General features: G+C 62.5%; 19 protein-coding genes. 6 read left to right on the top strand and 13 right to left on the bottom strand.

The features are described 5' to 3' along the window. Window positions 1-158: 158 nt before the first annotated feature. The 9 genes from purF to rpsF form a co-directional block, all read right to left on the bottom strand. On the bottom strand, window positions 159-1,661 hold the full coding sequence (gene purF / locus ACZ9EJ_RS11900; RefSeq protein ID WP_046640398.1) for an amidophosphoribosyltransferase: 1,503 nt from the start codon (window positions 1,659-1,661) through the stop codon (window positions 159-161). Between the two features lie 154 nt (window positions 1,662-1,815). After that, window positions 1,816-2,403 carry a CvpA family protein gene (locus ACZ9EJ_RS11895; RefSeq protein WP_046640399.1) on the bottom strand — a complete coding sequence of 196 codons (588 nt, stop codon included), beginning with the start codon at window positions 2,401-2,403 and terminating at the stop codon, window positions 1,816-1,818. A 104-nt stretch (window positions 2,404-2,507) separates the two neighbouring features. After that, entirely contained in the window at window positions 2,508-3,911 is a 1,404-nt protein-coding gene (gene radA, locus ACZ9EJ_RS11890; RefSeq protein ID WP_046629974.1) for a DNA repair protein RadA, read from the bottom strand. A gap of 103 nt (window positions 3,912-4,014) precedes the next feature. Then, on the bottom strand, window positions 4,015-5,178 hold the full coding sequence (alr, locus tag ACZ9EJ_RS11885; protein WP_046640400.1) for an alanine racemase: 1,164 nt from the start codon (window positions 5,176-5,178) through the stop codon (window positions 4,015-4,017). Window positions 5,179-5,499: 321 nt separating this feature from the next. Beyond that, window positions 5,500-6,996 (bottom strand): replicative DNA helicase, encoded by a 1,497-nt coding sequence (locus ACZ9EJ_RS11880; protein ID WP_037080796.1) that lies wholly within the window; start codon window positions 6,994-6,996, stop codon window positions 5,500-5,502. Between the two features lie 255 nt (window positions 6,997-7,251). After that, window positions 7,252-7,827, bottom strand: coding sequence for a 50S ribosomal protein L9 (gene rplI, locus ACZ9EJ_RS11875; RefSeq protein ID WP_046629976.1), 576 nt, complete (start codon window positions 7,825-7,827; stop codon window positions 7,252-7,254). A gap of 18 nt (window positions 7,828-7,845) precedes the next feature. Next, complete coding sequence (locus ACZ9EJ_RS11870; protein WP_046629977.1) at window positions 7,846-8,835, bottom strand: hypothetical protein; 990 nt, start codon at window positions 8,833-8,835, stop codon at window positions 7,846-7,848. 160 nt (window positions 8,836-8,995) lie between these two features. Continuing rightward, window positions 8,996-9,250, bottom strand: coding sequence for a 30S ribosomal protein S18 (gene rpsR, locus ACZ9EJ_RS11865; protein WP_007771634.1), 255 nt, complete (start codon window positions 9,248-9,250; stop codon window positions 8,996-8,998). 22 nt (window positions 9,251-9,272) lie between these two features. Beyond that, window positions 9,273-9,752: a 30S ribosomal protein S6 gene (gene rpsF / locus ACZ9EJ_RS11860; protein WP_038541657.1), complete on the bottom strand. Its 480-nt coding sequence runs from the start codon at window positions 9,750-9,752 to the stop codon at window positions 9,273-9,275. Window positions 9,753-10,230: 478 nt separating this feature from the next. On the opposite strand from rpsF, the gene ACZ9EJ_RS11855 reads away from it, so the two are divergent. Continuing rightward, window positions 10,231-11,778: a peroxidase family protein gene (locus ACZ9EJ_RS11855; protein ID WP_255736513.1), complete on the top strand. Its 1,548-nt coding sequence runs from the start codon at window positions 10,231-10,233 to the stop codon at window positions 11,776-11,778. A gap of 84 nt (window positions 11,779-11,862) precedes the next feature. On the opposite strand, the gene ACZ9EJ_RS11850 is transcribed toward ACZ9EJ_RS11855, so the two are convergent. From ACZ9EJ_RS11850 to ACZ9EJ_RS11840, 3 genes are all read right to left on the bottom strand, one after another. Next, window positions 11,863-12,801 carry an RTX toxin gene (locus ACZ9EJ_RS11850; protein ID WP_255742882.1) on the bottom strand — a complete coding sequence of 313 codons (939 nt, stop codon included), beginning with the start codon at window positions 12,799-12,801 and terminating at the stop codon, window positions 11,863-11,865. Window positions 12,802-13,033: 232 nt separating this feature from the next. Beyond that, on the bottom strand, window positions 13,034-14,332 hold the full coding sequence (locus ACZ9EJ_RS11845) for a calcium-binding protein (protein ID WP_046640402.1): 1,299 nt from the start codon (window positions 14,330-14,332) through the stop codon (window positions 13,034-13,036). Window positions 14,333-14,649: 317 nt separating this feature from the next. Beyond that, on the bottom strand, window positions 14,650-15,696 hold the full coding sequence (locus ACZ9EJ_RS11840) for an aldo/keto reductase (RefSeq protein WP_046640403.1): 1,047 nt from the start codon (window positions 15,694-15,696) through the stop codon (window positions 14,650-14,652). Window positions 15,697-15,861: 165 nt separating this feature from the next. On the opposite strand from ACZ9EJ_RS11840, the gene fabD reads away from it, so the two are divergent. Continuing rightward, entirely contained in the window at window positions 15,862-16,809 is a 948-nt protein-coding gene (gene fabD / locus ACZ9EJ_RS11835; RefSeq protein WP_046640404.1) for an ACP S-malonyltransferase, read from the top strand. Between the two features lie 26 nt (window positions 16,810-16,835). Then, window positions 16,836-17,573 (top strand): 3-oxoacyl-[acyl-carrier-protein] reductase, encoded by a 738-nt coding sequence (gene fabG / locus ACZ9EJ_RS11830; protein WP_046629981.1) that lies wholly within the window; start codon window positions 16,836-16,838, stop codon window positions 17,571-17,573. A gap of 13 nt (window positions 17,574-17,586) precedes the next feature. On the opposite strand, the gene ACZ9EJ_RS11825 is transcribed toward fabG, so the two are convergent. Continuing rightward, window positions 17,587-17,862 carry a hypothetical protein gene (locus ACZ9EJ_RS11825; RefSeq protein ID WP_251089992.1) on the bottom strand — a complete coding sequence of 92 codons (276 nt, stop codon included), beginning with the start codon at window positions 17,860-17,862 and terminating at the stop codon, window positions 17,587-17,589. Here ACZ9EJ_RS11825 and ACZ9EJ_RS11820 point away from each other — a divergent pair. From ACZ9EJ_RS11820 to mltG, 3 genes are all read left to right on the top strand, one after another. Further along, window positions 17,861-18,097 (top strand): acyl carrier protein, encoded by a 237-nt coding sequence (locus tag ACZ9EJ_RS11820; protein WP_003502080.1) that lies wholly within the window; start codon window positions 17,861-17,863, stop codon window positions 18,095-18,097. The two genes, ACZ9EJ_RS11825 and ACZ9EJ_RS11820, sit on opposite strands and share 2 nt — an antisense overlap. Window positions 18,098-18,223: 126 nt before the next feature. Beyond that, window positions 18,224-19,486 carry a beta-ketoacyl-ACP synthase II gene (fabF, locus tag ACZ9EJ_RS11815; RefSeq protein ID WP_046640405.1) on the top strand — a complete coding sequence of 421 codons (1,263 nt, stop codon included), beginning with the start codon at window positions 18,224-18,226 and terminating at the stop codon, window positions 19,484-19,486. Between the two features lie 191 nt (window positions 19,487-19,677). Continuing rightward, entirely contained in the window at window positions 19,678-20,871 is a 1,194-nt protein-coding gene (mltG, locus tag ACZ9EJ_RS11810; RefSeq protein ID WP_046640406.1) for an endolytic transglycosylase MltG, read from the top strand. Window positions 20,872-20,902: the final 31 nt, after the last annotated feature.

Below are 20,902 nucleotides of genomic sequence, written 5' to 3'. Positions count from 1 at the left end.
GGCGGCTGCTTTTTGCACCAGTCCCGCCCCAATCTCCCTCATCCCTGTGCTTGTCACAGGGATCCACTGCGCGCAAGTCCTTGCGCGCGGGAGAAGCTTTCAGGGCTCCCGATGTGAGCTTGCTCGACGTTTGATTTCAGCTTCGGAAGAAGCTCACCTCAGCCATTGCTCGCCAGAACTGAAACCTTGCGCCCCATCGTCTCACCGTCCTTGTCGAGCAGGCGGGTGGGGTAGTCGCCGGTGAAGTAATGGTCGGTGAATTGCGGGCGGGCGTTGTTGCGGTCCTCGCCGCCGACGGCGCGGTAGAGGCCGTTGATCGACAGGAATGCGAGCGAGTCGGCGCCGATATACTGGCACATGGCTTCGAGGCTGTCGTACTGGTTGGCGAGCAGCTTGTCGCGGTCCGGCGTGTCGATGCCGTAGAAGTCCGGGTAGTAGATCATCGGGCTGGCGACACGCAGATGCACTTCCTTGGCGCCGGCATCGCGGATCATCCGCACGATCTTCAGGGACGTGGTGCCGCGCACCACCGAATCGTCGACGAGCACGACGCGCTTGCCCTCGATCATCGCCCGGTTGGCGGAATGCTTGAGCTTGACGCCGAAGGCGCGGATCTGCTGGGTCGGCTCGATGAAGGTGCGGCCGACATAGTGGTTGCGGATGATGCCGTATTCGAACGGAATGCCGCTTTCCTGGGCGTAACCGAGCGCGGCCGGCGTACCGCCATCCGGCACAGGCACGACGACGTCGGCTTCGACCGGCGCTTCCTTGGCGAGGTTGATGCCCATGTTCTTGCGGGCGACATAGACGCTGCGGCCGCCGACGACGGAATCGGGACGGGCGAAATAGACATATTCGAACAGGCAGAGCCGTTCGGTCTGGCCGTTGCCGGCCTTGCGGGCATCGATCGAGATAGAGCCGTCCGGCTGGATTTCGCAGATGATGACTTCGCCATTCTCCACGTCGCGGACGAACTTGGCGCCGATGATGTCGAGCGCGCAGGTCTCGGAAGCAAAGATCGGCTTGCCGTCGAGTTCGCCCATGACCAGCGGGCGGATGCCGGTGGGGTCGCGCGCGGCGATCAGCTTGGTGCGGGTGACGGCGAGCATCGAATAGCCGCCTTCCATCTGCCGGATCGCATCGATGAACCGGTCGGCCGTCGACGAATAACGGGAGCGGGCGATGAGATGCAGGACGACTTCGGTATCGGAGGTCGACTGACAGATGGCGCCGCCGGCGATCAACTGCCGGCGCAGCGTCAGGCCGTTGGTGAAATTGCCGTTATGGGCAACCGCGATGCCGCCGACTTCGAGTTCGGCAAACAGCGGCTGGACGTTGCGCAGCGCCACTTCGCCGGTGGTCGAATAGCGGTTGTGGCCGATCGCGATATTGCCGGGCAGGCGGGCAAGGGTGACGGGATCGGTATAATGGTCGCCGACGAGGCCCATGCGGCGTTCCGAATGGAAGCGCAACCCGTCGAAGGAGACGATGCCGGCCGCTTCCTGACCACGATGCTGCAGGGCGTGCAGCCCGAGCGCCGTCAGCGTCGCAGCCTCGGGATGGCCGAGAATGCCAAACACGCCGCATTCTTCATGCAGCGTATCGCCATCCCACTCGTTGACGCTGTCTTCGGCGAACGTCTCGGAAACCGCCTGATTCATCTTGGCCCCTTATCCTTTTGGACAACCTGTCCCTGCCGGAAAAATGGAAAGGCCGGCCGAGGAGAACCTCCCCGGAAACCAGCCTGCTTTTCACTTGAATGCGAATGATACCACAAATGGTGACGTTTTGCGCTGCATCAAGCGCAAGATCGCGTCAATTATTTGTCGCAGGCGCGTCGTCTGCCGTCGGCTGATCCTGAGCCGGAGCGCCATCGGTCGGCGCTGCCCCGCGGCCGAGGATGCGGGCACGGATCTGCGGCTCGATATCGGCGGGCAGCACGGCTTCGAGGCGCGCGACCAGCGTGTCGAGGAACGGTTTCGATTTCGCCTGCGTCACCCAGCTCGGCTGCGCGTTGGCGGCCACCAGCCAGTTCCAAAACGCGACGGCCACGACGAGCAGCAGGATGCCGCGGGCGGCGCCGAACAGGAAGCCCAGCGTCCGGTCGAGCGCGCCGATGCGGCTGTCGATGATGAAATCGGCGATCCTCGTGGTGATGAACGAGATGATGATCAACGCGATGATGAAAATGGCGCCGGCGGATGCGGCGATCGCGATACGCTCGTCACTGAGATGAGGTTTCACATAGGGCAGGACCAGCGGGTAGAGGTAATAGGCGGCGGCAACCGAGCCGGCCCAGCTTGCGATCGACAGCACCTCTCGCGAAAAACCGCGAACCATGGCGAGCACGGCGGAAAACAGCGTCACACCGATGACGATACCGTCGAAAATCGTGATGGGCATAAATGATCTACTCCAGACTTGCCGACTTCAAGACTTGCCGGCTTCAAGCCCGGCGCCCCGCCTTACCGCAGCCGTCATACATCAGCGGGCTTGTTAACGGAAGATCAATCATCTTCCGGCGTTTGCCTCAGCTTGGAAGCGGAACCGGCGATGCGTGACACCAGGTCCGGCAGGTCCTCGATCGTCACCCAGCGTCCGTTCGAGCCCTTCGGCACCTCCGCGGACGTGGCCGGCAGCATCGCTCCTGCAAAACCAAGTTTCTCAGCTTCCTTAAGACGTTGGGCGGTCTGCGAAACCGGCCGCACCGCCCCCGAGAGGCTGATTTCGCCGAAATAGACGCAATCGGCCGGCAGGGCAAGACCGGCAAGCGAGGATACCAGTGCGGAAGCGACCGCAAGGTCGGCCGCCGGCTCGGTGATGCGATAACCGCCCGCGACGTTGAGATAAACGTCGTGCTGTCCGAGCTTGACGCCGCAATGGGCCTCAAGCACCGCGAGAATCATCGAAAGGCGAGACGAATCCCAGCCGACCACGGCACGCCGCGGGGTGCCGAGCGAGGTCGGCGCCACCAGCGCCTGCACCTCGACCAGAACCGGCCGCGTACCCTCCATGCCGGCAAAGACGGCGGCGCCTGGCGATTTCGAGTTGCGCTCGCCGAGGAAAAGCTCGGACGGATTGGTGACTTCGCGAAGCCCCTTGTCGGACATTTCGAAGACGCCGATCTCGTCGGTCGGCCCAAATCGGTTCTTGACGGTGCGCAGGATACGGTAGTGGTGGCCGCGGTCGCCTTCGAAATAGAGGACCGCATCGACCATGTGCTCGACGACGCGCGGGCCGGCGATCTGGCCTTCCTTGGTGACGTGGCCGACGAGAACCATGGCGGCCCCGGTCTGCTTGGCAAAGCGGATCATCGCCTGCACGCCGGTGCGCACCTGGGTGACGGTGCCGGGCGCCGAATCGGCCGTGTCGCTCCACAGCGTCTGGATCGAATCGATGATGACGAGGTCGGGGCGCTTGCCTTCGCCGATCGTGGCGAGGATGTCCTCGACATTGGTTTCGGCCGCGAGCAGTACCTCGGTATCGGCGGCATCCAGCCGCTGGGCACGCAACCGGACCTGCGCCACCGCCTCTTCCCCCGAGACATAGATGATCCGGTGGCCGCGGCGGGAAAGCGCGGCGGCCGCCTGCATCAGCAGCGTCGACTTGCCGATGCCCGGATCGCCGCCGACCAGCACCGCCGAACCGCGCACGAACCCACCTCCGGTCGCCCGGTCGAGTTCGGAAATGCCGGTGAAGATCCGCGGCGCTTCCTCGGTCTCCCCCGACAGCGTGGTGAGCGCCACGGCACGGCCCTTCTTCGGCACCTTGCCGGGGCCTCCGCCGATGCCGCCCATCATGTCGTCTTCGATAATGGTGTTCCACTCGCCGCAGCCGTCACACTTGCCGGCCCAGCGGTTATGCACCGTGCCGCAGTTCTGGCACACGAATTGGGTTTTGGATTTTGCCATGGGATCAGGTGCCGCCTTCGATATTCACAAATTCCACCGTGAACAAAAGCGGAACTATTGCTCTCTAACCCGAAAATGCGGCTGATGGCAAGGAGGGCGGCAGCTATTCGGTTTCGATATACCTGCGCTCATAGCGCAGACCGAGGCTGGTCAGCAGTTCGTAGCCGATCGTGCCGGCGTTACGGGCAACGTCGTCGACGGCTATGTTCGGGCCGAACAGCTCGACATAGTCGCCGGCCTGGATCTCCGATGCCGGGATATCGGTGACGTCGAAGATCGTCAGGTCCATGGTGATGCGGCCGATGACCGGAACCTTGCGGCCGGCGACGAAACCGAAGCCGCCCTGGGCGACCGTCTGGCGCAACGGTACGCCGGAGCCGGAGAGTGCTCGGCTGTAGCCGTCCGCATAGCCCGCGGACACGATCGCCAGCCGGCTGTCGCGGGAGAGCTGGTAGGTTCCGCCATAGCTCACCGTCTCACCCTTTTTCCCGTCGCGGATCTGGATGATGCGGGCTTCCGCCTTGACGACCGGCTTCATCGGGTTCGGTACGCCAACGATTGCCTCGCCGCCATAAAGCGCGATGCCGGGGCGGGTGAGATCGAAATGGTATTCGGGGCCTAGAAAGATCCCGGCGGAAGCCGAAAGGCTCGTCTCGATGCCGTCGAAAGCCTCCGCGACCTTCTGGAAGGCCGAAAGCTGTTTCTGGTTGAGGGGCGAGGAGGGGGTGTCGCCGCTATGAAGATGGGACAGCACCAGAACGGGCGAGAAGCTTGCCGGCCGCGACACGTCGTCGGCAAAGGCGATGGCATCCTCAAGCGGCAGGCCGAGACGATTGAAGCCGGTATCGACCTGCAGCGCACAGGGGTGGTCGCCATATTCCGATGTCACCGACATCCAGAAGGCGAGCTGTTCTTCCGAGGCCAGAACCGGCACCAGATCGTGTTCGAAGAACATCGCCTCCTGGCCGGGCCAGATGCCGGAGAGAACATAGATGCGCGCGTCGGGCGCATAGGCACGCAGCGTCACGCCTTCCCGCGCCACGGCGACGAAGAAATCCCGGGCGCCGGCCTCGTAAAGCGTGATGCCGCAATCCTCCAGCCCGAGCCCGTAGGCATCGGCCTTGACGACGGCCGCCGTCCGCGCCGTTCCCGAACGCCGCGCCATCTCCCGCCAGTTGTCGGCAAGCGCACCGAGATCGACCGTCAGCCGGACGGGCGCGATATCGAAATCGTCGGGATAGGAAAGTTCGCTGTCGAAATCGGTCATGTCGGCTCGTAAGGCAGGAGAACGGTTGCAACGATCCTACCGGTTTCGAAGGCAGGAAAAAGACCGCTCCGGCAAAATCCTTCGCGCTGCACAATCTTTTAGGCCGTCGGGAAGTCAGGCAACGCTGCGCAGATCGAAATCGGCATGCGGGAGTTCATAGGGAAGAACGGCGCGGCATGTCTCCTCTCCCCCAGCGGGGAGAAGGTGGCGGCAGCCGGATGAGGGGGCTGCCACAATAGGTCGAGTTTGCCGCAAGTCCCCCTCATCTGCCCCTCGGGCATCTTCTCCCCGCCGGGGAGAAGAGAGAATGCGACCTCCCCATCAATGCTCTTCGTATTGCGTAAAGCTCGGGTCGGCCAGATCGGCGAAGCGGGTGTATTCGGACTGGAAGGCGAGTTTGACGGTGCCGGTCGGTCCGTGGCGCTGTTTGGCGATGATCACGTCCGCCGTGCCCTTGACCTTGTCCATCAGCACTTCCCATTCGGGATATTTCGGGTCGGCGATGTCGCGGGGTTCCATGTTCTTCACGTAATATTCCTCGCGGAACACGAACAGCACCACGTCCGCGTCCTGCTCGATCGAGCCCGATTCGCGAAGGTCGGAGAGCTGCGGGCGCTTGTCGTCGCGGCTTTCCACCTGGCGGGAGAGCTGCGACAGCGCGATGATCGGCACGTTCAGTTCCTTGCCGAGCGCCTTCAGGCCGGTGGTGATTTGGGTGATTTCCTGGACGCGGTTCTCGCCGGATTTGCCCGAGCCGGTCATCAGCTGGATATAGTCGACCACCAGGCAGTCGAGGCCGCGCTGGCGCTTGAGGCGTCGGGCGCGGGCGGAAAGCTGGGCGATGGAGATACCGCCGGTCTGGTCGATGAAAAGAGGCACTTTCTGCATCATCTGGCTGCAGGCGACGAGCTTTTCGAAATCGGCCTCGGTGATGTCGCCGCGGCGGATTTTTGACGAGGAGACTTCCGTCTGCTCGGAAATGATACGGGTGGCGAGCTGTTCGGCCGACATTTCGAGCGAATAGAAGCCGACGACGCCGCCATTCTTGGCCTTGAACGAACCGTCCGGCTGGACTTCCGGTTCGTAGGAGGCGGCTATGTTGTAGGCGATGTTGGTGGCGAGCGAAGTCTTGCCCATGCCGGGGCGTCCCGCAAGCACGATCAAGTCGGAACGCTGCAGCCCGCCCATCTTGCTGTCGAGCGACATGATGCCGGTCGAGATGCCGGAGAGATGGCCGTCGCGCTCGAAGGCCTGGCCGGCCATGTCGATGGCGAGCGCCACCGCGTCGTTGAACGACTGGAAACCGCCGTCGTAGCGGCCGTTTTCGGCAAGTTCGAACAGGCGGCGCTCCGTATCCTCGATCTGCGTCTGCGGCGGCATGTCGAGCGGCGCGTCGAAGGCGATGTTGACCATGTCCTCGCCGATGGTGATCAGCGCGCGGCGGAGCGCCAGGTCGTAGATCGCCCGACCGTAGTCCTCCGCGTTGATGATCGAAACGGCTTCGGAGGCGAGGCGCGCTAGATATTGCGCCACCGTCAGGTCGCCGACCTTGTCGTCGGCGGGCAGGAAGGTCTTGATCGTCACCGGGTTGGCGGTCTTGCCCATGCGGATGATGTCGCCGGCGACCTCGAAGATCTTGCGGTGCAGCGGCTCGTAGAGATGGACGGGTTTCAAGAAGTCGGAGACGCGGTAATAGGCGTCGTTATTGACCAGGATCGCGCCGAGAAGCGCCTGTTCGGCCTCGATATTGTTCGGGGCTTCGCGGTAATGCGGCTCTGCCGGCTGGATGTTGGCGAGCTTGCGTACTGCGTCGTTCATGGTCTTTTGTCCGTCCTGTCCTGCTGCCAAGCCGTCGGTTCTAACGGGTTGCGAGGCGTCCTGAAATGATTCAGTTCGCTACACACAGTGATTCACAGGCTGCTTACAAAATTACGGAAAACGGCACGAATCCGTTTGACTGTGGCAATCGGCGAATCGTTGGCGCGAGACTTCATCCTACACGCTGAAAATAGACAAAAAAACGCCCGGGCCTTGTCGGCCCGGGCGTTCTTTGAACAGTCTTGGGAACGACGCTTATTCGTCGTCGCCGGCGCCGTCGGCTTCCGGATCGAAGAAGTCTTCCGGACGCAGCGCATCTTCGTCGACGCCGTAGATGGCGTCGGCGGAGGTGAGGCTTTCGCCCTGGGACTGGCGGCTGGCTTCTTCAGCCGAGCGGGCAACGTTCAGTTCGACCGAAACTTCGACTTCCGCATGCAGGTGGATGACGACCTTGTGCAGGCCGATTTCCTTGATCGGGGTGTTGAGATCGACCTGGTTGCGGCCGATGTTGAAGCCTTCGGCAGCGAGCGCCTCGACGATGTCGCGGGCAGCGACCGAACCGTAGAGCTGGCCGGTTTCGCCGGCGGCGCGCACGACGATGAAGGACTTGCCGTCGAGAACTTCGGCGACCTTGGCGGCTTCGCCCTTGCGCTCGAGGTTGCGTGCTTCGAGCGTGGCGCGCTCGGATTCGAAGCGCTTCTTGTTGGCTTCGTTGGAGCGGAGAGCCTTGCCGAGCGGCAGGAGGTAGTTACGGGCAAAGCCGTCGCGGACCTTGACGGTTTCGCCCATCTGGCCGAGCTTCGGCACGCGTTCAAGCAGAATGACTTGCATGGTTAGGTTTCCTTTCGATCAGTCAATCTTGTTGTCGGTAGTCTTGTTGTCGGGGCTCGCGCCGGCTTTGAGCGGGGTCAGCGCGATCGTCCGCCTTGTGTCGGAAAGCCCCAGGATGAGGATCGCGATCGCCGGCAGGACGAGTATGGAAGAGAGATAGCAGAGGACGAGGGCCGGGATGCGCCAGTCCTTGCCGAGGCTGCGGAAGTGCAAGGAGGCGAAACCCGCCATCAGGAAGCCGGCGCCGAACGTGCCGCAGATGGTCGCGCCGATCATTGCCGGAACGCCGCCGAGGAAAGCGAGCACGATGCCGCCGAGGAAGATGAAGATCGCGTGCCGGTTCATACGCAGCGCTGAGGGCATATCCTCGCGCGGGCGGACGGCCCGGCCGGAGCGCGACACGATGCGCACGGCGATGTAGAAGGCGGCAAACAGCAGAGTCACCCAGACGCCGCCCTGGACGAGCGGCAGCATCAGCACCAGCAGCGACTTGGTCTGCGCCATGCCCGCCGGTTCCGGTGTGAATGCAGGCTCCTGGGCCTGCAGAGCGGCGATCATCGCGTCGACCATCCGGTTGGTGAGTTCCGGGCCGTAGCCGATCGCAACCCCGAGCGCGATGACGGCGATCGTCACCAGGCCGCAGAGATGCAGGAGGATGTCCGAGATCGGGTACCAGGCCATCAGGTTGTCCGGGCCGCCGAGTTCGGAAGCGGGACGCGCAAGGTTGGCGAGATGCGACAGCCAGCCCGCCGGGATCAGCGTGAACACCGCCATGGCGACCGCAAACATCGGTGACACGAGGATGGCGCCAAGGATGCCGGCAGTGACGATGCCGATAACGGCCGCGCGGTTGCCCCAGCCGAGGCCGGCGATGAAGATCGGAAGCGAAGAGGCGGCGTAGAGCACGGACGCAAAGGACAGCTGCGCATTCGCACCCAGCACGAGCAGGGTGGCGGCAATGCCGGCAAGGATGCCGGTGGGCAGCACTGTCTGTATCTTGTTCGTCACGGTCTCGCTGTCCTGCTTTTTGAAGCAGTTAGGGGACAAGTCCTGAATCGATCTCTCAGGCGCTTCATCCCCAACATGGGGTTTTAGAGGTTCCGATCCGCGCCCATCGCGAAAGGGATAGACCCGCTGACTCTTAATCAGCGGGTCCGGTATTCGGAAATTACGCTACGACGTAGGGCAGCAGGCCGAGGAAGCGGGCGCGCTTGATCGCCTGGGCGAGTTCGCGCTGCTTCTTCTGGGAAACGGCCGTGATGCGGGACGGAACGATCTTGCCACGCTCGGAAATGTAGCGCTGCAGGAGGCGTACGTCCTTGTAGTCGATCTTCGGCGCATTGGCACCCGAGAACGGGCAGGTCTTGCGGCGGCGATGGAACGGACGGCGTGCCTGGGAGGAGGATGATGATACGTCAGCCATGGTCTTTTCTCCTTAGCCTCTATTACGCACGGTCTTCGCGCGGACGGCGCTCGAAGCCGCCTTCACGCGGACCACGGTCCGGACGGTCGCCGAAGCCGCCTTCGCGGCGCGGAGGACGGTCGCCGAATTCGCGGCGCGGGCCACGGTCGTCGCCATCACGGCGCGGACGGTCGTCACGGTCGCGCTTCTGCATCATCGCAGACGGACCTTCTTCATGCTTCTCGACGGCGATCGTCATGTAGCGAAGAACGTCTTCGTTGATGCGCATCTGGCGTTCCATCTCGTGCACGGCCGGAGCCGGGGCGTCGATGTCCATCAGGGCGTAATGAGCCTTGCGGTTCTTGTTGATGCGGTAGGTGAGGGACTTGAGGCCCCAGTTTTCGATGCGCCCGACTTTGCCGCCGTTAGCTTCGATGACGCCCTTGTACTGTTCGACGAGGGCATCAACCTGCTGAGCGGACATATCCTGCCGGGCAAGGAATACGTGTTCGTAAAGAGCCATGTAAGCTTTGCCTTTTCTTGCGGTTGTCTACCCGGACCTCGGCGGCTAAGCCTCAACGACTGCTCCTGAACGGGAAGATCCCAGGCAAGAAAAGTGTTGTATCGAGACGGTCGAGAGCGGAGACACGGGAGGCTTGGACCCTGTGGTCCCTGCGGCGTCCTTTTCGAGGAAGCCTGCCCTCCGTTCAGCCACCAGCCAGAAGACCGGGTGTTGCGAACAGGGCGCTTATACGGATTTTTGGAGAGAAGGCAAGGGCGGTTCGTCGAGCATATTCAATTAGCGATGCCTAAATTATACTTAAGGTAGAGTTAACGGTCATTAAGGTTGAAAATCCGAGTAATCGGAGTATAGTCCGCTGCGGGAAAAGTGCTGGAGGGTATTCAGTCAAAGTGGAGGGGAATTTGTCATGCATCATGGAGAGAAGAACTTTGAAGTAACCGCACCACGTTCTCGATTTTACCAGGGAGGTTTCGGACGGTTGTTTCCAGAACTTCCGGGCTGGGAGCCGGATACAACCGGTTTTACAGGTGCAGGGATAGGTAGTGCTGCGGCACTCGAAGCCTATTTCATGAATTTCGTCGCGACCAAGATGGTCGATACGACGGCGCCGCCTGCGGGCGACTCCAAACTTCCGTCCGGTTACGTCTATTTCGGTCAGTTCATCGACCATGACCTGACGCTGGACACGACGCCGCTCAGCGAGGCGGAACTCGATCCGAACCGGCTTCATAACTTCCGGACGCCGCGGCTCGATCTTGATTGCATTTACGGGCAGGGGCCGGATGCGCAGCCCTATCTCTACGACAAGACTGCGCCGGGCTGTTTTCGGATCGGCGAGATCGCCGGCACGCCGTTCAAGGATTTGCCGCGCGCAGCTGGCCAGGATACCGCTCTGATCGGCGACCCGCGCAATGACGAGAACGCCATTGTCGCCCAGTTGCACCTGGCTTTCCTCTTGGCCCATAACACGCTCGTCAAGGCGGCGGTCAAGAAGGGCATGTCGTCCAGGAAGGCCTTCGAGGCGGCACGGAAGACGCTGCGGCGTCTCTACCAGTGGATTATCTGGCACGACTACATGGCCCGCATCTGCGATCCCTCCGTCCACAAGCGGGCGCTTCGCAAGGATCGCGACGCCGGCAACGGGCGAACCTTCTGGGAGCTCGGTTACGAAGACGTCTACGACTGGAAGAACAATCCGTTCATGCCGCTGGAGTTTTCGGTCGCTGCCTACCGGTTCGGGCATTCGCTGGTCCGCAACGGCTACCAGACGAATTTCGCCAAGGGCGTCGGCGTTTTCACGCCGACCTTCAAGTTCAATGCCGAGGACCTCAGAGGGTTTCGCGCGCTGCACCTGGACCGGGTCGTCCAGTGGGACTGGTTCCTCAGGATGTCGTCCTCCGTGCGGCCGACATTCCCGCAGGTGGCCCGCAAGTTCGACAGCGTACTGGCGAATGCGCTGCGCGAACTGCCGGAGGATCCCGACAAGCCGGGCGACAACACCAGGATCCTCAACGTGCTTGCGGCCCGCAATCTGGTGCGCGGCGTCAGGATGCAGCTGCCGTCGGCCATAGAGGTCGCCAAGCTCCTGGACATCCCGATCATCAATATCGCTGAAACCGAGCGGGAAGCCCTCTGGTATTATATCCTGAAGGAGGCCGAATTCGACGCCCAGGTCGAAGGCTCGACGCTGACCGTCGGCGGCGCCGGCGATCGCCTGGGAACGCTCGGCTCGATCATCGTCGCGGCGACGTTCGCAGGTCTCCTGAAGGGCGATCCTCTGTCGTTCTTCAATCTGGAACCCGGATGGACGCCCGACAAGGACGAGCTGCTCGACAGCGTCGAGGCGGATCTGGTCGCTGCCGGCAAGCCCGGCCTCAATGCCGATGAGCAGGTCAACGGCCGCAAATGGGGGCTGCCGACCATCATCCGCCTGTCGGGCCTGCCGGTCGACGCGGCGCCGTTCCGGCCGGCGCCGGTACCGGTTCCCGAGCCCGTCGTCGAGCCCGCGGCACCGCCGACGGAATGATAGCCATCGGGGTATCACCGGGAGAACCGGCGATACCCCCGATAATCTCCCCGGGTAGGGCATGCTTTTGCTTGGGAGGTTGGATCAGCCGATCTTGAGGATCGTTTGTCCCTTATCGAAGGAGAAGCCGTAAGTGAGGGCGCCGCCCTTCAGCGCCTTCTCGTCAAGCGTCACCGTGATCCTGTCGTCCGAGCCCTTGAAAGAGGCGGTCAGCACGTTGTCCTTGACGGAAATGCTGACATCCTTCTCGAAATAGCCGTCGAACCGCAGCGAGATCGGCCCATCCGTGGTCACCGTGTCCTGGCCGCCATTCTTGCCGAACGTGTATTCGACGACGCCCTTGCCGGCCGGTTTGCCGGTCTGGTGGATGGTCACGGTGTCATTACCTGCACCGCCCGAGGCAAAGATGCGGCGTCCTTCGAGATAGAGCGTATCGTCGCCGTCGCCGCCATCGATGCCGGTCATCGTCTCGGCCGAGATCCGGATGCTGTCGGCACCGCTGCCGCCCGAAATCTCCATCGCCAGCTTTCCTGCAAGCTGGATGTCGTCCTTGCCGGCGCCACCGTTTATGGCGCGCAAGAGGGTGGCCTTTGCCTCGACCTTGTCGGCGCCGTCGCCAGCCTCGACGCCGGAGACGGAAGCTGTCTTGATCTTCAACGTATCGTCACCGGCGCCGCTATCGACATCGTAGACGGCGCGGCCGGTCATCGTCAGGCTGTCGTCGCCTTCGCTGCCGGATGCGTGGGTTATATAGCCGAGGCTTTCGCTGACGTTCACCTCGGACGTGTCCTCTGCCTTGCCGAGCGCGAGGATTTCGACGATCCGCGCCAGCGCCCGCTGCGCCGGCCCCTGCGTGTCTGGCTCGATGCCGCCCGCGCTGCCCGACGTGAAACCCTGGGCGCTGCCGGAAGAGGAACTCGCCGAATTGGACGAACCGGAAAACAGCAACGAGGCATAGGCGCCTGCATTGGAGTTCCGATAGAACGAGTTGGTGATGCTGGTGATGGCTCTGTCCTCCGGCATGCGGTCCATCAGAGGCCGCAGGTCCCGTCTTTCACATGCCGCCATCATACCGGACATTGATTGAGAACAGATTATAGCAGCCGAGGGTCGCGAGACAGCGGCATCGCTTTGCGCGGTAAGCGCTTGGTAAAGAAAAAGCTGACGTTTTCCCGGAGGCGGGGCGGTCCTACGATCAGGCTCGAAGGAGGCGTTGCCGCATACGGTCGCCGAGCTCGCGCCTGCGGAAGAAGCCTTACCGCTGGAAGGAGCCCAGGTGACTGCCTTCCGGCGGGTTGAATACCATCTGGGGCGGATAATTCTCCGCAATATACCGGTCGTCGGCAATCAGCAGCGACTGTGTTTCCGGCCTGTAGACCAGATGGACGTTGCCGGCATCGGCCATCCGCCCGCCGAGCTTCACGGTGATGCTGTCCGTGGTGCCGGCAAAGCCGATCGTCACCGTGTCGCCGTCCATGGTGATGCTGGCCTTGCTCATGTCGAGCCGCCGGGTGCCGTCCTCGCTGAAGCCGCTGATTTCGAGCGGGCCTTTGGTGACGATCACATCTCGGCCATCGCCGGCGCTGAAATAGTAGCTGGCCTCGGTCCGGCCCTTGTTGTCGAGCACGACATGGTCGTCGCCCTTGCCGCCCGAAATATTTCTGAGGAAGCCGTCCGCGGTGACGATGATCGTATCGTTGCCGTCGCCCCCATCGATGTAGCTCGCATATGAGGCATTGACGACGATCATGTCGTCACCGGCGCCTCCGTCGAGAACTGATACGTCTTTTGCCTGCGCGGTGATCGTGTCGTTGCCGTCGCCGCCATGGATCGAGGTGGCCATCTGGCCGGCCACGACGTCCATGATATCATTGCCGGCGTCACCGTCGACATTGCTGACCCAACCGCCGGCCTTGATGTCGACGATATCATTGCCGTCGCCGCCGCCGATCCGGCTGATGCCCGCGGAACTGACGAGTTGCAGCGTATCGTTGCCGGCTCCGCCGTCGATATTGTCTACCCCCAGCTTCATCGGATTGTAGTATCCGGAACCGCCGCCCGTGCCGGAAATCGTCACAAGGTCGTCGCCGGCCCCGCCATAGACGCGGGTGACAGGTCCCTGGGCGTCGATCAGGATCTGATCGTTGCCGTCGCCACTGTCGACGTTGTCCACCGCCGAGTATAGATCGCTGGGTTTTTTGAACTCGGTATTCGTCGCCACGATGTCGATGATGTCGTCGCCGCCGCCGCTCGACACACCATAGGCGCCGCCCGCGCGGATGGTGATCGTATCATCGCCATCGCCGGTCTTGGCTGTCGCCGTCCCGCGCTCTGCGTCGATCTCGACCTGGCTATTGCCTTGGGCATCCATGATGATGCGGATCAGGAGGTCGACCGCCGCACTGGCGGTGTGGTTGGAGGTCAGGGCCAAGCCCGCGGAGGCGGTATAGGATTTGCCGTCGGTGCCGGTCTGACTCATCGATACGGATTGGAGAAGCAGCAGCGCGGAGCTGCCCGAATAGGTGGCGCTCAAAGACGATACGGCGCTGAGCATGCTCGTTCTCCCAAATCGAGAATGGCAGGAGGCGACCGAAATCCTCGAATGTGATCGCCTGTAATATCGCGATCGAAAGTGGGGGGAGGAGCATTAAGAAAGCCTCAATACAGGTTGCAAAATTTAATACTACGACGCCCCTGGATTGCAATTCTGCGAGGCTTTAGGTCCGTTCAGCCGGGCATGGTTGCAAGCGTCAGCACGATGCTCGATAGCGAATTCTCGTATTCGGCCGCGACGGACGGAAATTCAGGTCGAACCAGGGAACGTCGCCTGCTGGTGACAGGGCGGCGCTCCCAGGGTCGGTGTCTCAGGCGTTACAGCGGCATCGGCCACTGGCGATGAACCTGGGCGATGTCCGCGAACACCTCGTCCGACAGTGTCAGGTCGGCGGCGGCCATGTCGTGCTTCAGCTGGGCCATCGACGTCGCGCCGATGATGGCCGCGGCCATGAAGGGTCGCGACAGGCAGAAGGCGAGCGCCATCTGGGCGAGGTCGAGGCCGTGCTTTTCGGCGACTGAGATATAGGCCTTCACCGCCGGCTCCTGATAGGGCGTCAGGCGGCCGCCGAGATCCTTGTTGATCGTCGCCCGGGACCCTTCCGGCCTTGCGCCGTTCTGGTACTTGCCGGTGAGGAGGCCGGCAGCGAGCGGCGAATAGGCCATCAGCCCGACATCCTCGTGATGGGCGACTTCGGCGAGGTCTAGATCGAAATGCCGGTAGAGGAGATTGTATTCGTTCTGCAGCGAGGCGATGCGCGGCAGGCCCTTTTTCTCGGACAGGCGCAGGTATTTCATCGCGCCCCAGGCGCTTTCGTTGGACAGGCCGACGGCGCGCAGCTTGCCGTCCTTCACCAGCTCGCCGAGCGTTTCGAGGATTTCGGCGATCTCGGCCGCCGCCTTGTCGCGATCCTGTTTCGAAACGTCGAAGGTCCAGGAATTGCGGAAATGGAAGGTGCCGCGGTTCGGCCAGTGGATCTGGTAGAGGTCGAGATAGTCGGTCTGCAGGCGCTTCAGGCTTGCATCGACCGCCTGGCGGATGGTGGCGGATTCGATGTCGCGTCCGTCGCGGATATGCGGACGACCGCTGCCGGCGATCTTCGTGGCGAGGACGAGGTCCTTGCGCTTGGCCGCATTCTTCTTCAGCCACGTGCCGATATATTCCTCGGTGCGGCCATAGGTGGCGGGGCTGACCGGGGTGGTCGGATAGAGCTCGGCGGTGTCGAAGAAATTGATGCCGTTCTCGAACGCGTAGTCCATCTGTTCATGGGCTTCGGCTTCGGTGTTCTGGGTGCCCCAGGTCATGGTGCCCAGGCATATTTCCGACACTGAGAAGTCCGTGCGGCCAAGTTTTTTATATTTCATGGAAATGAGATCCCGTTCTCGAAAAGTCGGCGGAACTCTAAGCAGGATTTGACGAAGCGCAAGGGGACAACAGGCCGGAAAAGCCCCCGAAAACCGCGCCGCCCTTGACTCTCCGGGCCGGAATGTGAATGGAAAGGCAAAACATAAGGGAAGGAAATCATCCCCATGAGCACGATCGCATTCACGTTCCCCGGCCAGGGCAGCCAGGCTGTCGGCATGGGCAAGGATCTGGCGGAGGCTTTTCCCGAAGCCCGTGCCGTCTTCGATGAAGTCGACGAGGCGCTCGGCCAGAAACTCTCCGACGTTATGTGGAACGGCCCGGAAGAAACCCTGACGCTGACCGCCAATGCGCAGCCGGCGCTGATGGCCGTTTCGGTCGCGGCGATCCGGGTCATGGAAGCGCGCGGCCTGAAGCTCGCCGACAAGGTCGCCTTCGTCGCCGGTCATTCGCTTGGCGAATATTCGGCGCTGTGTGCCGCCGGCACGTTCTCGCTGGCCGATACGGCACGCCTGCTGCGCATCCGCGGCGATGCGATGCAATCGGCGGTTCCGGTCGGGCAGGGCGCCATGGCGGCGATCATCGGCCTCGAGCATGGTGATGTCGATGCCATCTGCGCTGCCGCGCGCGATGCCGGCGTCTGCCAGATCGCCAACGACAATGGCGGCGGCCAGCTGGTCATCTCCGGCTCCAAGGCGGCTGTCGAAAAGGCTGCGGGGCTTGCGACCGAAAAGGGCGCCAAGCGCGCCATCATGCTGCCGGTCTCCGCACCCTTCCACAGCGACCTGATGGCGCCGGCCGCCGACGCCATGCGCCACGCGCTCGACAAGGTAGACAAGAACAACCCGGTCGTGCCGGTTATCGCCAATGTGCGCGCCGTGCCGGTCTACGATGCCGACGAGATCGCCAGGCTGCTGGTCACCCAGGTGACCGGCCAGGTGCGCTGGCGCGAGACGGTGGAATGGTTCGGCGCCAATGGCGTGACGACCCTCTACGAGATCGGCTCGGGAAAAGTGCTGACCGGCCTTGCCCGCCGCATCGACAAGAATATCTCCGGCATTGCCGTCAACACGCCGGCCGATATCGAAGCCGCGCTCACAGCCATTCTCGGCTGAAACCAGACACGCGAAGGAACACGATCATGTTTGATTTGACCGGCCGCAAGGCATTGGTGACGGGCGCAACCGGCGGGCTCGGCGAAGAGATTGCCCGGATGCTGCATAGCCGGGGCGCCACCGTCGGCCTGCACGGCACGCGGGTCGAGAAGCTCGAGGCACTCGCCGCCGAACTCGGCGATCGCGTCAAGATCTTCCCGGCCAACCTCTCCGACCGCGCCGAAGTGAAGGCGCTCGGCGAAAAGGCCGAGGCCGAGCTCGAAGGCGTCGACATCCTCGTCAACAATGCCGGCATCACCAAGGACGGCCTGTTCGTGCGCATGAGCGACGAGGACTGGGATGCGGTGCTTGAGGTCAACCTCACGGCGGTCTTCCGCCTGACCCGCGAACTCACCCATCCGATGATGCGCCGCCGTTACGGCCGCATCATCAACATCACCTCCGTGGTCGGCGTCACCGGCAATCCGGGCCAGACCAATTACTGCGCCTCCAAGGCCGGCATGATCGGCTTTTCGAAGTCGCTCGCCCAGGAAATCGCCACCCGCAACGTGACGGTCAACTGCGTCGCGCCGGGCTTCATCGACAGCGCGATGACCGGCAAGCTCAACGACAAGCAGAAAGAGGCGATCCTCGGTGCCATTCCGATGAAGCGCATGGGTGCCGGATCGGACATCGCGTCTGCGGTCCTTTATCTCGCCTCCAGCGAGGCTGGCTACGTCACCGGCCAGACCCTGCATGTCAACGGCGGCATGGCGATGATCTGATTGAGTGCCGCCGTCAGGAAAACACCTTACAATCGGTTGTTGGCGGCTGTGCAATGGAACAAATTCTGGCTTTGCTGAACACGGAAACCATGTTAAGCGGGCCATGACTGTGAATGGTCACCCTGAAATGCAGGCCGTCATATTGCGTGAGTGCAATAGGATCGGAACCTGAAAAGGGGAGAACGGGTTTGCCCGCATCGGCGCTGAACAAGCGGCGGTCGCAGGTTTTTAACAGGGTGCGGATGCCGATCGGGCATTCGATAAAGACAAAGGTCGAGGAAACCGACATGAGCGATATCGCAGAACGCGTTAAGAAAATTGTTATTGACCACCTCGGCGTTGACGCCGACAAAGTCGTCGAAGGCGCAAGCTTCATCGACGATCTCGGTGCGGACTCGCTCGACACCGTCGAACTGGTCATGGCTTTCGAGGAAGAATTCGGCGTTGAAATCCCTGACGACGCTGCCGATTCCATCCTGACCGTCGGCGACGCTGTGAAGTTCATCGAGAAGGCCCAGGCCTGATCAACCCGACATAGTGGGGATGACGCCGCAAGGCAGGTCCCGAAAACGGCCCGCTTGTTCGGGCCGTTTCAGCAATTGGGCCTTGGGCCCTGAAAAATCGAAAAAATATAGGGTAGGGCACTGGCGATGAGACGGGTCGTTATCACCGGTACCGGCATGGTATCTCCTCTCGGATGCGGAACGGAAGTCAGCTGGTCGCGCTTGCTGGCCGGCGAAAATGCCGCCCGCGTCGTCACTGAATTCGAGGTCGAAGACCTTCCCGCAAAGATCGCCTGCCGCATTCCTGTCGGCGACGGTTCCGATGGCACGTTCAACGTGGACCAGTGGATGGAGCCGAAGGAACAGCGCAAGGTCGATCCCTTCATCATCTACGGCGTGGCCGCCGCCGACATGGCGCTCGAAGACGCCGGCTGGCATCCGAAGACCGACGAGGACCAGATCGCCACCGGCGTGCTGATCGGCTCGGGCATCGGCGGCCTCGAAGGCATTGTCGAGGCGGGCTATACGCTGCGCGACAAGGGTCCGCGCCGCATTTCGCCCTTCTTCATTCCCGGCCGGCTGATCAATCTCGTCTCCGGCCAGGTGTCGATCCGCCACAAGCTGCGCGGTCCCAACCACGCCGTTGTCACGGCCTGTTCCACCGGCGCGCACGCGATCGGCGACGCGGCCCGGATGATCGCCTTCGGCGACGCCGAGGTGATGGTCGCCGGCGGCGCGGAATCGCCGATCTGCCGCATTTCGCTGGCCGGTTTCGCCGCCTGCAAGGCGCTTTCGACCCAGCACAACGACGATCCGCAGAAGGCATCGCGCCCCTATGACCGCGACCGCGACGGTTTCGTCATGGGCGAGGGCGCCGGCATCGTCGTTCTGGAAGAGCTGGAACATGCCAAGGCGCGTGGCGCCAAGATCTATGCGGAAGTGGTCGGCTACGGCATGTCCGGCGACGCGTTCCACATCACCGCGCCTTCGGAAGACGGCGACGGTGCGTTCCGCTGCATGACCGCGGCTCTGAAGCGGGCGGGCCTTTCGGCGTCGGACGTCGATTACATCAACGCCCACGGCACCTCGACCATGGCCGACACGATCGAGCTCGGCGCGGTCGAGCGTCTGGTCGGAAACGCCGCTTCGAAGATCTCCATGTCGTCGACCAAGTCTGCGATTGGCCATCTTCTCGGCGCTGCCGGTGCGGTCGAGGCGATCTTCTCGGCGCTCGCCATTCGCGACAACATCGCACCCCCGACGCTCAACCTCGACAATCCCGATGTCGAGACGGCGATCGACCTGGTGCCGCACCAGGCGCGCAAGCGCGAGATCAACGTCGCGTTGTCGAACTCCTTCGGTTTCGGCGGCACAAACGCATCTCTCGTGCTGCGCCGTTACGACGCCTGATTTTTCGGGGCCTGAACTTTCGAGGCCGTATTTTTAGGGCGTCGATTTGTTTCGGGCACTGAAACACATGCCGGCTGGACTCGCGAGCCGGCTCGTATCATCTTCTGGACCTGTTTTTCGCCGCATTGGTTGGCCAAACAGCGGGTTGCAAGTCTTTGAGTCTGTAGGGGCGTTAACCCCGGGGGGCGCGGTTGAACGATACGAATCATGTCAGTGAATTGCCGCCCGGCAATGGCAGAGGGCCGATTATTCCGAAATCGCCGAACGAGGCCCTGAAGCCCGAACGCGTTCCGGAGCCGCCCCGTCGTTCCAGGAAGGCACGCAGTCAGGTGGTCATCTTCCTGAATTTCGTGATGACCATGGTCGTCGTTCTCTGCGTGATCGGGGTAGCCGGCTTCTATTACATGATCTCGGCCTTCCAGCAGCCGGGCCCGCTCGAAGCCAACACCCATTTCATGGTCCGCCCCGGCAACAGCAATTCTGAAATTGCCAACAACCTGGAACGCAACGGCATCATTTCCGATGCCCGGATCTTCCGCTACATGACCGCCACCTATCTTCGCAACGGCGAGACGCTGAAGGCCGGCGAATACGAGATCAAGGCGCGTGCCTCCATGAAGGACGTCATGGGCGTGCTGGAGGGCGGCAAGTCGATCCTCTATTCCGTTGTTTTACCTGAAGGCCTGACCGTCAGGCAGATGATGCTGCGGCTTGCCGAGGACCCGGCTCTGGAAGGCGACCTGCCGGCCGAACTGCCGCCGGAAGGCAGCCTGCGCCCCGACACATACAAGTTCACGCGCGGCAACAAGCGGGCCGATATCATCCAGCAGATGCGCGTCGCACAGCAGAAGCTGGTCGACCAGATCTGGGAGCGCCGCGATCCTGGCCTGCCGATCAAGACCAAGGACGAATTCGTGACGCTCGCCTCGATCGTCGAGAAGGAGACCGGCAAGGAAGACGAGCGCGCCCATGTGGCCTCCGTCTTCATCAATCGGCTGCAGCGCGGCATGCGCCTGCAATCGGACCCGACGATCGTCTACGGCATCTTCGGCGGCGAGGGAAAACCCTCCGACCGGCCGATCTTCAAGTCGGACCTTGCCAAGCCGACGCCCTATAACACCTACCAGATCAAGGGCCTGCCGCCGACCCCGATCTCCAATCCCGGCCGGGCCGCGCTCGAAGCCGTTGCCAATCCCTGGCGGACCAAGGACCTCTATTTCGTGGCCGACGGCACCGGCGGGCATGTGTTCGCTGCGACGCTCGAGGAACACAACGCCAATGTCCGCCGTTGGCGCAGAATGGAATCCGAACGCGCCGCCAACCCCGAAGTGGTGGACGGCCAGCCGGACGGCGACGAAGCGGAAAAGCCACCGAAGAGCAACTGACCGCTTCCTGAAAGCATGATCTGGAGATACC

The organism is Neorhizobium sp. USDA 3394 (genome assembly GCF_056280385.1).
The sequence above is the reverse complement of the archived record's forward strand: the minus strand, read 5'-3'. Positions and strand labels throughout refer to the sequence as shown.